Annotated in this window: 9 protein-coding genes; 1 reads left to right on the plus strand and 8 read right to left on the minus strand. The window is 54.2% G+C overall.

All coding sequences use genetic code 11. The features are described from left to right. The 7 genes from NN484_RS07455 to NN484_RS07485 form a co-directional block, all read right to left on the minus strand. Positions 1 to 257, minus strand: a 257-nt coding sequence (locus tag NN484_RS07455) for a hypothetical protein (protein ID WP_274658801.1), incomplete at its 3' end; no start/stop codon positions are given. An 89-nt stretch (positions 258 to 346) separates the two neighbouring features. Next, positions 347 to 1,423 (minus strand): DUF6708 domain-containing protein, encoded by a 1,077-nt coding sequence (locus tag NN484_RS07460; protein WP_252191752.1) that lies wholly within the window; start codon positions 1,421 to 1,423, stop codon positions 347 to 349. 123 nt (positions 1,424 to 1,546) lie between these two features. Continuing rightward, positions 1,547 to 2,644, minus strand: a complete 1,098-nt coding sequence (locus NN484_RS07465) for a DUF6708 domain-containing protein (protein WP_343228791.1) — start codon at positions 2,642 to 2,644, stop codon at positions 1,547 to 1,549. A 4-nt stretch (positions 2,645 to 2,648) separates the two neighbouring features. Next, positions 2,649 to 5,990 (minus strand): toxin VasX, encoded by a 3,342-nt coding sequence (locus NN484_RS07470; RefSeq protein ID WP_274658802.1) that lies wholly within the window; start codon positions 5,988 to 5,990, stop codon positions 2,649 to 2,651. Beyond that, entirely contained in the window at positions 5,987 to 6,886 is a 900-nt protein-coding gene (locus tag NN484_RS07475) for a DUF4123 domain-containing protein (protein ID WP_274658803.1), read from the minus strand. The genes NN484_RS07470 and NN484_RS07475 overlap by 4 nt, the downstream gene beginning before the upstream one ends. Then, on the minus strand, positions 6,879 to 8,921 hold the full coding sequence (locus NN484_RS07480; protein WP_274658804.1) for a type VI secretion system Vgr family protein: 2,043 nt from the start codon (positions 8,919 to 8,921) through the stop codon (positions 6,879 to 6,881). Before NN484_RS07480 ends, NN484_RS07475 begins: the two co-directional genes overlap by 8 nt. A 130-nt stretch (positions 8,922 to 9,051) precedes the next feature. Further along, entirely contained in the window at positions 9,052 to 9,567 is a 516-nt protein-coding gene (locus tag NN484_RS07485) for an Hcp family type VI secretion system effector (protein ID WP_007919523.1), read from the minus strand. A gap of 407 nt (positions 9,568 to 9,974) precedes the next feature. Between NN484_RS07485 and NN484_RS07490 the strand changes: the two genes are divergently transcribed. After that, positions 9,975 to 10,652, plus strand: coding sequence for a type 1 glutamine amidotransferase domain-containing protein (locus NN484_RS07490; protein ID WP_127651782.1), 678 nt, complete (start codon positions 9,975 to 9,977; stop codon positions 10,650 to 10,652). A 94-nt stretch (positions 10,653 to 10,746) separates the two neighbouring features. On the opposite strand, the gene hglS is transcribed toward NN484_RS07490, so the two are convergent. Continuing rightward, positions 10,747 to 12,126 carry a 2-oxoadipate dioxygenase/decarboxylase HglS gene (gene hglS / locus NN484_RS07495; RefSeq protein WP_274658805.1) on the minus strand — a complete coding sequence of 460 codons (1,380 nt, stop codon included), beginning with the start codon at positions 12,124 to 12,126 and terminating at the stop codon, positions 10,747 to 10,749. Between the last annotated feature and the right edge of the window lie 64 nt (positions 12,127 to 12,190).

The raw sequence follows: 12,190 nt of genomic DNA on the forward strand, positions 1-12,190 counted from the left end.
TCGGCCTTTGCCCGTTTCGGAAACTCGACTTTGAGTAAGCTGACTTCCCCACGCCACGCGTTGCCGCCAGTGGCCGAGACCCATTGGGAGTAACGTTCTTCGATCTTTTTCTCAAGCTCATCGCGTTTGGTGGTCAGCTCGATGAATGCCTGAAAATCCTCGGTACCGGCGTACTGGTCATCGGGACTCAGCGCAAACCCGGGAACTGCAATCCCGCACTCGGCAAGCTCCACGATGGCATTGATGTACTTGGACATCAGGTCTTTTGTAAAAGCTCAGACTTGACCTGACGGTTATCGGGCTATCTGATTTCTGGCAACTATATAGCTCAGCTATTTGTTAATTCCTATGCGTTGCTTTCGTTTAGGTTTGCCTTGAAGTACGTCATAAAATCCTGTCCTTGAGCAAAGGCTTTTTCGATTTTCGCGCTTTGCTCTTTAAGCGCCGGGCTTGGCTTGCCCCATTGTTCAGGCGGAAGAGGTTTGGACCACTCAGCAATGGATTCAGGTAGAGATTTCATGCCGAAACGATGGTCCCATTCTGCTACCCAATACGGAAAACGCCACCAAGTGATCAAATGTGTCAGGTACCACCAACCAACGTCTAAAGCGGAACGTTCGTTGTGCTGGTATTCCTCGTGCATGTCTTGTCGTTTTTTATCAAAGGTGTGGCGACCCTCGTAGGGTGCCTTGCCTGGGCAGAACTCTGGACCTTTTTCCATATAGATCCGTATGGCTTCCCACTTACCCAAGGCATGGGCAGGAGTCATGACCTCCTGTGTGAAAAAGTGCACCGTATCGGCCTTGGGATTATCTATGGCCATGCCAAAGGTGTAGCTACTGATTACGCCTACTCCAGTGAATCCGGTGCTGACTGAGATCCACGCAACCGTGTCTTCCCAAGGCTGGATCACGGCTTCGTCGGAGCCATTCGGGAAGTAACAGACCTCTCGGCGTTGACGGTTAAATCGGATGGGTCTGGCGCGGGCTTTGTTCCTTGTGGTGCTGATAATCGCGTACAGGCCAATCAGCGCTGCGCCCCCTCCACACCAGAGCGCTAGTGATATTCCGAACTCAAAAAAATCGTTGAAGTAAAACCAGAAGCTTCTGCCGAATGGGTTTATGAATGCTGCGAAGCCCATCAATGTTGGGAGAACCAATAGACAAACGATAGCTACGACTGTTGGGAGTGATACAGCTAATCGTGCTTGGAAAGACTTGGTGAGATTGCTGCTACCCAAGTCCAGATAGGTGTCGTTGACTTCAACAAAACTTCCACCGAGATCCACTGGGATTTGCCCGGTCGGAACTGGCAGCGGTGAGAAAAATAATGCTTCACCTGTGGCAAAACGACGAGTTTCACCTGCCGTGGGGCGGTGATTTTTAAGATCAAGTTCGACTTGCTGTTCAGGTTTGGATGGCATGCAATTCAACCGAGAAAGTGTAGGCGGTTTAGGCAACTACAGCAAAGCAAAGGTGACAGATTTATTTTCTAAAAATACATCTATCACCCTGTCACCTTTTGCTCTCTTGGCTCCTACGCCTCGTTAATTATGCTGTGCTTCCTGTTCCGTTGATGAGCGCTCTAGATCTATTTTGAAGTAACTCATGAAATCTTGACCACGAGCAAAAGCTTTTTCGATTTTTGCTGACTGTTCTTTCAACGCTGCGCTCGGTTGTGCCCACTGTTCGGGTGGAAGCTCTTCTGACCACCTTTCAACTGACTCGGGAAATCCTTTCATGCTGTAGCGGTGATCCCATTCCGCTATCCAGTACGGAAGACGCCACAACGTAATTAAGTGAGTCAAATACCACCATGCCACACCCAGTGCAGAGCGCTCCTTGTGTTGGTATTCCTCTCGCATGTCATCGCGTTCTTTATTGAAACTATGACTGCCCTCAAAAGGGGCCTGGCCGGGGCAGAATTGAGTGCCCTTTTCCATGTAGATGCGGATGGCTTCCCATTTTCCTAAACCATGAATAGGTGTCATTACCTCTTGATTCAGAAAGTGTACCGTATCAGCCTTGGGGTTATCGATGGCCATGCCAAAGGTATAATTTCTCATTACACCTACTCCCGTAACTCCCGTACTTATTGAAAGCCAGGCGACAGTATCTTCCCAAGGTTGGATTATCGGTTCATCAGAGCCGTCAGGAAAAAAACAGACCTCACGCCGTTGGCGATTAAATCGAATTGGACGAGCTCTTGATTTTTTGAGGGTACTGCTGATTACTACATAGCTACCGAGGATCGCCACTCCCCCAGCGCACCAGATAGATAGTCGCAAGCCAAACTCAAAAAAATCGCTAAAGTACCACCAGAAACTGCGACCAAAGGGATTATTGATTCCAGCGAGGCCTGCAAGTGTTGGAACAATTAATAAACATGAAATGAGTACGAGCATTACACTTGCGATCATCACTCTCGCTTGGAATGCCTTGTTCACATTACTACTGCCTACATCAAGAAACGTATCGTTTACTTCAATGAAGCTTCCTCCCAAATCCATGGGCGTTTGCCCCGTCGGAATTGGTTTCGGTGAGAAAAATATGGCTTCACCTGTAGCGAAGCGCCGGCGTTCTCCCGCAAAAGGTCGGTTTTGTTTGAAATCAAACTCATCGTTTTTCTTAAGGTTCGAATACATGCTTTCAACCTGTCAGGTTTGGAGAACTCAAGGCTTCACTGTTGATTACTAACCATGGAGCATCGGATGCTCGAGTTCGTAGTACTGAAACTGGTGAAAACGGCTTGCCACTTTGGGCGTTAAGCGTAACAGACTCGAAGCGCTTTTCTCGAAATATCTCTTCGCCTGCCACAGGGTGGTAGCGCAGAGCAATACCCATGCCATGTTGCGCATTGGTTTCATTCTGAAAAATCTCAAAGCCAAGTTTGAGTGGTGCATCCAGAGCACTCAACAGATTGAGTTGATAGAGCATCGGCTCACTCCACGGCTCCCAGTCATTGCGTTGGTGGTTAGTAAGCCAGTAGGCACTTAATCCCAAGCCCACCTCATCCAGTTCTCGAATAGTCAATCCTGGGAAATGTAATATAACCATAGGTTTGTTGTTTACTTGTTGTAGCGCTACTTGCGGCGCGGAACTGATATCGGCTAGTAAAAGACGTTCCTCAATCATGCTGCGGTTGGCGTTATTTTTACCCCAAGGACCTTTTTGTAGCCATTTGTCCAGTTCGCTTTTATTGTTTCGGTTATATAACCACTCTCCACCAAGCTGTAAGCCAGTCAACACAAGTCCAATTAGGTTTGCTCGAGCAGCAACGCTAAGCAGCCTTCCTCCAGCTGTTACCCATGCTAAGGAACGCGCCTGATTAGTAGTGGTGACGACATCCATAAGGTGCTTGCCACTGCGAGCAAATGCCCAGCCATTGACGATCAGTTGTCCCGAGTCGCCAGCCAGAGTCATACTGGCACCGGCCAGCTTGGCTCCATCACCTGAGCGAAGAGCTTCAGTCCATCTTGCCGCAGAGCCTTTTTCGCCGTAAATACCAGTGCCAGCTGCAATAGTGCTAAAAACATATGCAAAGGGGCTTAAAGCACCTGTGATTCTACCCAGTCTAGCTGCCAGTTTTATTTTTCCAGCAGCACTGGAGTAGTTTTCTATTGCAAGAGACAGACTAGTGATAGCGATGCCTTGGACGGCAGCGAAGGTGCCTCCTGCCATAGAAAAGAAGGAATTAAATAAAGCTAATTTGTCTGAAGCGTCCGCTTCTTTTTTGAGAGAGTATTCACTAGATACTCTAACAAAGCTGATTATTTGCATCACTGCCGCTGCCGAAGCGAACAAATCCCCGCCAGCTGACTTAAATACTTCTCGACTTAATCCTTTAAGCGGTTTTTTGAGGCGGTAGTCGTCAACCATTCGTTCGAACTCCAAGACCTGTGCATTGGTCAGGCCTTTAATCTTGAACGCTGCCTTTCCTGGTCCTTCGCCAACTGGGCTCATCGCACGGGCCACTCTGGTTTCTAATGGGCCAACCGTTTGTTGCAACGATTTTCGACGCTCTATTAGGCTCTTGTGAGTGCCTTTGGCCGTTACTCCCTTTCGCTCATTGGCAAGTGTTTGACGAATCTGATTTTTCAATGCGCTCATCTGTCGACGCAGATCAGTCAGCTTTTCCATGTCAGCCTTAAAGGTGTCAATCTGGCTGGCGGAGGCAAACTCTAGTGTAATGCCTCCTTTGCCAAAGGCTCGCAGTACATCAACCCATGCTGAGTTGGGGATGTTGCGCAACAATTTGGCTGGATCCACAGGTTGCCCGCTTCGCAGTGCCTTGATGGATTCGTCCATTGCATCTGCTAGGCGAAGTTGCTTAGCCGGCTCATAGGCTGTATTTCGCATTTGATCAAAAGTAATACCGTTTTCACTCAAATGCATGGAGGCAGCGAGATGTTGTGTTAGCAGGTTGCCAAATTTTCCGCTGAGCTCCTGAGCACCCTCGTAATCTTTTGCCGCCATTTTAGTATCGCGTACTGACTTGATTGCCGAAGCAATTTTTGCGTCCAAGTCCTTTTGGTCGGTTAAGCTAAGAGTGAAGTAGGTCGGGACTGTGAAGCCCGGTTGTTTGTTAATAAGGTCTGCTAGTTTTTCAGTCGATTTTTCTGTGCGGCAAATGTCTTTTATACATGCGTATTCGGTTGCCAGCGAGGCTTCCAACTGTATGCCGAATTTTGGGTCGAAGTACCAGCCTGCGCGATGGAATCGTTGCTCACTTATCAAGCCGATTCGATCATTGGTAATTAAATCTAGGCGCTTGTTCCAGCGATTGAGCTGAGCTCTTTGATGTTTCAGGAATGACTCCATGGCGGGTCGATCAATAAGATCGTTGATTCCCTCCTGACCCATTTTGGCGCCGTTTAGTGCGTCGTCAGCATTTTCTTCGATGGTTTCGATCAAGTCTTCATACTTTGGGTACAGAAGGCCAAGACTGGTGCGCATGCGCATTTTCGAGGCCGATATTGCTCCGCGCTGGCTGCCTGCTCCGGACCATTGAGTCTGATTTTTCGTATTGACATAGTCCACGATCGATTGGCGTTGCTCAGGACTTGTTTCATCGCTGAGTTTGCTGAAACGCGGATCCCCTTGCGCGGCGCTAATTAGCGTATCGCCCGTGACGGTGTAAAGTGTCTCGATATAGGATCCAAACACATATTTCTTTTGGTTCGTTTCAGCGTCACTCCAGTCAATGAGCCAGCCGCTGACTAAATCCTGATGCTCTGCTAAATCGCGCAACACTCCCAAGTCATCCTGCACGATCAGATACAAATGGTCGCGCTCATATTCTGCTTTGACTTGTTTCTTTACTAAGCCGAGTTGAGTTTTTTTGAAGCATGCCGTCTGCTCCCACAAGTAATCTTTACTTTCTTCAGGCTTCGCCCCTGCAATAGCTGGATCTTTGCTCGGTTCTTCAGCAACTTCCGCAATCCATTTTTTAGCTTGGCTTTCGGTCAGTAGGTCGGTCGTACCTTTTTCGGGATCGGCGTTAGTCAGGTCAATCTTCTGCATGAAATATTCACGCTCAGATCTATGCTTAATGACCTGCGCACATTTGGCGGCAGTCCACTGCACTTCGGAATAGTTCACATAGAGTTTGCTTAAGCGTGGAAAAATCAGTGTGGCTTCGCCCACATTGCTTTCACGCTTGTTTGCGGTTATTTCGCCTTTTTCCCAGAGCAGTTGCGTCACGATACCGTTTTGCACACGGTATTCATGAAGAACCGCTTCGGGCTTTTTTTCGGTGATAACGTAAAGCCATCCGTCGCGGATCAAACGAATACCCAGCGGGCGCGACTCCAATTTGTACGGCATAGCCAGCGCACTCGATGGATCTAGCCTTTCCACAATTCCGTAACGTAACGGAATGAGCTGGATCTTGGCTTTCATCAGCGAACAGCCGCCCAAAGCGCATTTGCCATCGTCCCGGCTTTTTGCAGCGTTGTTCGGGTTTTTTGCTGCCGATGTTGGCGTTGTCATCCTTGGCTCCTGTTCAGGGTTGCAGCCCGTTCCTGGGCAATATCAGCGACCCTTTCGAGTCGTTGTGCAGGCGTTTGTTCCGACGGGGTTTTGAGTATGGCGTCGAGGTCTGGATGTTCTTCCAGTGCTCGCTCGCCAAGGAACCCGTGAATGTTGGCGTAGAGGGTGATATCGAGTTCGGTGTTGAAGCCGCGATCATAGGAGGTCGACGCCAGCGCATGCAGGTGTTCCCAGCGTTGCCGTGGAGTCGACTGTGCCTGATAGCTTGGAAAATATTCTTGCATGTGTGCATCGAGACGCATCACAACATTGCGAAAGTTCACCTCGTCCAGTTGACTGAGTTGTGCGTCGCTCAATCGATAGCGTTTGCTGTGGTCGGGGTTAGGAGCGTTGCCCGGCCTATTGTTGATGTACCAGCAATCCAGTGCTGCATCGGCAGTAACGATTTGTTTGCAGGGGCCGAATAGGGTCGAATCCTTGATGGTTTCTGCGTGAGCGAGCAGTGCGTGGGTTACGGCCGGGTCTGCGATGCGCAACAGCACTTCCTCGCCCAGTGGGTGCATGACGCTGGTGAGCCAGCGAAAGTGTGCGACCAGTTGATCCCATGATTGATCGCTAAACACCAAGTGCCCCCATTCCTGACGCGATGCGTTCAGGAACCGGGTCAGGATCGGGTTGTTCTGTGCTTTTATTTGCACGAGGCATGGGGAGATATCGCCCAGTCCTGCCCAACGAGTCCCAAGATAAAGCGGCTCGAACTCAGGGTTTTCCGTCCACTGATACAGGTGCTGCGGAAGCTTCTCAACGCTGACACCATCAAGCAGTAGACCTACCGTGCCATTCCATGGAAAGCCTTGGGGGAGGCCGTTTTCCAATGGAAATTCCGACTTAAGCATTCTGTGCCTCCAATTTGGCTTTCTCGCACACCGCACAAATCGGCTTCTTCTGCATCAACGCTTGCCGCTGCGCCGGCACCAGCAACTGCCCAGCCTTATCGGTATCCGCCTGCTTCAACGGCCCCGGCAATAACGGCGCCGCCCCCGTGCCACTGCCCGGACTACCCCCGGAGTTCATATTGATCACCGGCCCACTCATGGTCACGCCGCCAGCGTCGATCTTGATGAAGCTGCCGCCGCCGATCAGGGTCAACTCGGCGCCGGCTTCTAGCACGACTTTCATGCCGCTGCTCAGGTGGATTTCCTGGCCGGCGTCGATGAATTGGCCGGTGCCGATCTTGATGTGTTGGTTGACGCCCACGGTCAGGTGGTCGTTGGCGCGGGCTTCGACTTTGCGGTCGGCGTAGACGGTGTGGTGTTCTTCGGCCTTGAACTCGCTGTAGCTGTTCTGCTCGACGGTGTCGTGGCGTTCGTTGCCGACACGGATTTTCTGGTCGTGCTCGATGTTCTCGTCCCAGTCGCGCTGGGCGTGGAGGTAGATCTGCTCCTGACCTTTCTTGTCTTCGATGCGCAGTTCGTTGTAACCGCCACCGCCCATCGAGCTCAGGGTCTTGAAGGTGCTGCGGGTCTTGTTCGCCGGCAGCGCGTAGGGGACGGTGTTTTCCTTGTGGTACAGGCAGCCGCTGATCAGCGGTTGATCGGGGTCGCCTTCAAGGAAGGTGACCAGCACTTCCATGCCGATGCGCGGGATGGCGATGCCGCCGTACTGGGCGCCGGCCCAGGCGGATGAGACGCGCAGCCAGCAACTGGTCTTGTCGTCGGCCTGGCCTTCGCGGTCCCAGTGGAATTGCACTTTGACGCGGCCGTACTGGTCGCAGTGGATTTCTTCGCCTTTGGGGCCGGTGACCACGGCGCTCTGGCTGCCGAGGATGCGCGGTTTCGGGTGGCGCAGCGGTGGGCGGTTCGGTACGTCCCATGGGGTCGCCTGAAAGCGGTTGCGATAGCCTTGATGGAAGTCGTCTTTGAGTGCGGTGGTGTCACTGGTCACCGATTCTTCCAGCACTTGCGGCTGTTTGCCTTCGTGCAGGACTTCGGTGAGCAGCCACAGGTCGTTCCATTTGGCCTTCGGGTGCTCGGTCAGGGCGAGGAAATGGCCGCTGACCAGCAACGGCTGATCGCTTTTGCCTTCGGCGAGCTGGAAGTCGCTGCGGTGGCGTTCGAGGGCGCGTTTGGCCAGGTGCTTGCCGCGCTCGCGGTCGATGAAGCGGCCCGGGTAGTCGTAGTCTTCGAGGTCGGGCAGGGCGTCGCCACGGTTTTCGCTTTCCAGCGTCAGGCGCGGTTTTTCGAAGTCGTAATCGCGGCGCGTGGTACGACTGGTGCGGGTTTCCAGGCGCAGGTCGAAACGCTTGATCACCGGGTTGCTGGCGACCATGCCGGAGTCTTGCTGGTAGGCCACAGGCTTGAGTTTCGGGAACACCGTCTGGTCATCGCCGAACACCAGCTTGTGCGCCGTGGCGCTGTGCTGGAAGTGGTAATGGATACCTTCTTCCTCGCACAGGCGCTGAATGAAATGCAGGTCCGATTCATCGTATTGCACGCAGTAGATGCGCTCGGGATAGATGGAACCGGTCTTGAATTCGTAGGCGTTGCTCTGGATGCCGTGCTCTTCGAGAACCATGCCGATGATTTTCGGCACCGTGAGGTTCTGGAAGATGCGTTGATTGACGCGATGCGCCAGGTACGACAATTGCGGGCGCAGGGTCACCGAATAGCGCGTCAGGCGCTTGCCGGAATCGCCCTGGGCGGCGCGGTAGATCTGACCGTGAATGCCGCTGCCATCGGGCGACAGTTGCAGGAAGGCCGGTTTGTGCAGCAGGGTTTCGAGGTCCAGCGACGGCTGCTCACTGACCAGCTCCACCTCGAACACAAAAGGCTGGCTGATGGCTTCCCGGCCGGTGAGGGTAAACACCTGAAAGTCGGCGGAAAGCCCTTCGATGGTCAGGGCAAAGTGAGTTTCATTGGCCGGCGCGAACATCCCTTGTTCCTCGTGCTGTACAGCGGCGTACGTCGACGACCGCAAGGCGGCTCAACTTACGCGAAATTCTGGAGGGCGAAAACAACATCGACCAGCAGAGCTGGCCGATGCTTGTAACGATCAGCCGTAATTAAACGACTGGAGCACGCCAGTCATCGGAACCCGAAGTACCGGATACTTCGTGGGTCCAGGTGATTTTACGGTAGGTGAACTGCACTTCTTCCAGGTGGGTGAAGTGCGAGTTGCCTGGATCCTGGCAGTTGTGCATTTTGTTGTTGATGGCGACGATGATCGCGTCTTCCAGTTTGGTGGTGTAGTAGTGCTCTTGAGTACCTTGAGCCGAAGTACGGAACCACTGGATAACGATTTCGCTCATGCGCTCGCCGGAGGTCAGAGCGGCTTGCAGCAGAGGCGAAGCCTTGTCGTAGACCTTGGTGATCACAACTGGCTTGTGAACGCGCTGACCGGTTGGCTGACCGGATTGTGGGTCACGCGGGATGATCACGTCGTGGCTGAAAGCCTGAACCATAACCTGGTCTTCGTGGCCTTCCTGGTAGGTGTTGCCTACGGAGTCAGCAGTGAAAGCGCCTGCAGTGATCAGGCCTTGTTTTTCGCCGGTAACCGACATGTACGCTGGTGTTGCCATGGGGTGCTCTCCTTGCGGAATAATTTAAGGTGCCCGGGAGGCGAAATCGCCCGGTGGGTGCCTGACTGTTATCAAGGAGCGTGCCAGGTTTGCTGAAGGTCCCGGAATCCGGGGGGTCGACTGCTCTAACCTGCGGTTTTGCCGATGTTTTCTGCTGAATCGAGGTAGAAAGTGCGCAACTTCTTGCGCAGTACTGCGCAAGAAGTTGCGCACTTGGCTGCGAGCCACGCCTATCAAGGCTTGCAGCGTGATGGGTGGTCTTTTTTGCCGGACAAGTGCGCAAGAAGTTGCGCAGTAAGGCCAAGTGCCATCGTCGAGTGGTTGAAACGATCCGCCCCGCACGAAGGTCAATCACTCACGACCGCGCCAAAGGCGTCTGAACATTCCCCACATCGAGTGAGAGCGACATGAAAATCCTGATGGTTTTAACGTCCCACGATCAACTGGGTGATACCGGCAAGAAAACCGGTTTCTGGCTGGAAGAATTCGCCGCGCCGTATTACGTGTTCAAGGACGCCGGCGCGCAACTGACGCTGGCCTCGCCCAAGGGCGGCCAGCCACCGCTGGACCCGAAGAGTGACGAGCCGGACGCACAGACCGCTGCAACCGAGCGCTTTCGCAAGGACTCCGCCGCCCAGTCTGCGCTGGCCTCAACGGTCAAACTGGACACGGTGAAGGCCGCGGATTTCGATGCCGTGTTCTATCCCGGCGGCCACGGCCCGCTGTGGGACCTGGCTGAAGATGGCCATTCCATTGCCTTGATCGAAGCGTTTTACAACGGTGGCAAACCGGTAGCAGCGGTATGTCATGCCCCCGGCGTGCTGCGCCATGTCAAAGGCGCGGACGGTCAGCCGCTGGTCAACGGTAAGCAGGTAACCGGTTTCACCAACACTGAAGAGGAGGCGGTAGGGCTGACCAACGTGGTGCCGTTTCTGGTGGAAGATGAACTCAAGGCCAAGGGCGGGATTTTCTCCAAAGGTGCGGACTGGTCGAGCTACACCCGTGAGGACGGGTTGCTGCTGACCGGGCAGAATCCGGCGTCGTCGCAAGAGACGGCGTTCGCGTTGTTGTCGCGGTTGCGCTAGAAGCAAAAGCAAAAGATCGCAGCCTGCGGCAGCTCCTACAGGGGAAACACAATCCATCGGTAGGAGCTGCCGCAGGCTGCGATCTTTTGATCTATCAGCGCGAAAGCGCTGCCAGACACTCTTCAATCGAACGCCGCTGCGTCTCGGCATACAACTCCAGCTCATCAATGGTCGAACGCCCCAGCGCCTGTTCGAACGCCTGGCGGTTCGAGTGTTCGCCATAGTGCGTCTGCGCTGCATCCCCAAGGTTCGACTGAAAAATCCCCGCGGCGCTGACTGGCAGGAAATCTTCGTACACCAACGGTTCGGCTTTCACATGGCCGTCGCGGAGCAAATCCTCCAGTGACGCCGACGCGACGCTACCTGCTGTCAGGCCTTTTTCCGTAGCGAAGTAGCGAAAATACGCCAGCCCCTGCTCACGCATGCCTTCGACGCTGTCAGGAAATTCTCCAAAGTGTTGGGTCATCAGTGCGTTGTAGCGTGCGGCGTTGCCTTCGTTGGGGAAGTCACCGAGTTCATCGCGCGCGGCATTCAGCAAGCGGTCATATAGCGCACGGCCCTTGGGCGTCAGCGCTGCACCGCGTTGTTCGATCTCGCCGAAACGGGCGCTGTGGCTGCCGTGGGTGTCGTGCTGGTCGGTGAACGCGATCGGCTCGTCCAGCGCCTTGAAACTGGTCTGGCGCAGCAGGATCGGGCAGTGCCGGCGCGGCGGGCCTTCGATCACTGCTTTGGGGGTGATGCCGTGCACCGGCATTTGCGCCTGGACGATATCGATGTCCAGCGTGCGCGGGGTCAGGTGATTGATGTGCGGGCCTTTGAACGCCACGACGTCGGCGATCAAACGGTGCTGGGCGCTGAGGGTCTGGTACTGCGCAGCGGTGACGGTTGCGCTGTGATGCCAGCGAAAGGTCTCCAGTGCCTGTAGGACGAATTCCGCCGCTTCATCTTCATTCAGGCCGCCGGCCGCCTCGGCCTGCTCGATCAACCTTAGCGCTTGCGTAGTAAAGATCGAACGTTGGTTCAACACCGATACGGCAAACGCGCGTAACTCGGGATCCTCGATCAACTCCAGGCGCAGCAGAGAAGTGAACACCCTAAACGGACTGACTTGCAGCGCCGCTTCATGCACTGCGCGAAACGCCGTGGAGTGCACCGGCACACCCGCCGGGGTCAGGTCGTAATAGCCCACCGGTTGCATGCCCATCACCGCGAACAGGCGGGCGAGGGTTGCCAGCTCTTTGGCCGTGCCGACGCGGATGGCGCCGTGGCGCTCCATGTCCAGACGCTCGATCTCACCGGTGCTGTGCAGCTGTCGGGCGATTTGCGGTTCGCGGGCCAGCACCTCGCGGTTGGTCTGTTCCACCAGTTCCATCAGCGCGCCGTACAACGGCACTTCTTCGCGGTACATGTCGGACATCGCTTTGGAGAAGCGTTGGCGGATCAGGTCGGGACTGACGAAAGGCTGCACGGTCATGAAAAAAATTCCTGCCACGGTCACGTAAAGGATGGAGGAAAAGATCGCAGCCTTCGCCGGCGGC

Origin of the sequence: Pseudomonas serboccidentalis (assembly GCF_028830055.1) — a bacterium.
GTDB lineage: Bacteria > Pseudomonadota > Gammaproteobacteria > Pseudomonadales > Pseudomonadaceae > Aquipseudomonas > Aquipseudomonas serboccidentalis.

Bases quoted from the DNA above. Each gene is read 5' to 3' on its own strand.
- NN484_RS07485 (WP_007919523.1), bottom strand. From the start codon at position 9,567: ATGGCAACACCAGCGTACATGTCGGTTACCGGCGAAAAACAAGGCCTG.
- NN484_RS07490 (WP_127651782.1), top strand. From the start codon at position 9,975: ATGAAAATCCTGATGGTTTTAACGTCCCACGATCAACTGGGTGATACC.
- NN484_RS07465 (WP_343228791.1), bottom strand. From the start codon at position 2,644: ATGTATTCGAACCTTAAGAAAAACGATGAGTTTGATTTCAAACAAAAC.
- NN484_RS07470 (WP_274658802.1), bottom strand. From the start codon at position 5,990: ATGACAACGCCAACATCGGCAGCAAAAAACCCGAACAACGCTGCAAAA.
- hglS (WP_274658805.1), bottom strand. From the start codon at position 12,126: ATGACCGTGCAGCCTTTCGTCAGTCCCGACCTGATCCGCCAACGCTTC.
- NN484_RS07480 (WP_274658804.1), bottom strand. From the start codon at position 8,921: ATGTTCGCGCCGGCCAATGAAACTCACTTTGCCCTGACCATCGAAGGG.
- NN484_RS07460 (WP_252191752.1), bottom strand. From the start codon at position 1,423: ATGCCATCCAAACCTGAACAGCAAGTCGAACTTGATCTTAAAAATCAC.
- NN484_RS07475 (WP_274658803.1), bottom strand. From the start codon at position 6,886: ATGCTTAAGTCGGAATTTCCATTGGAAAACGGCCTCCCCCAAGGCTTT.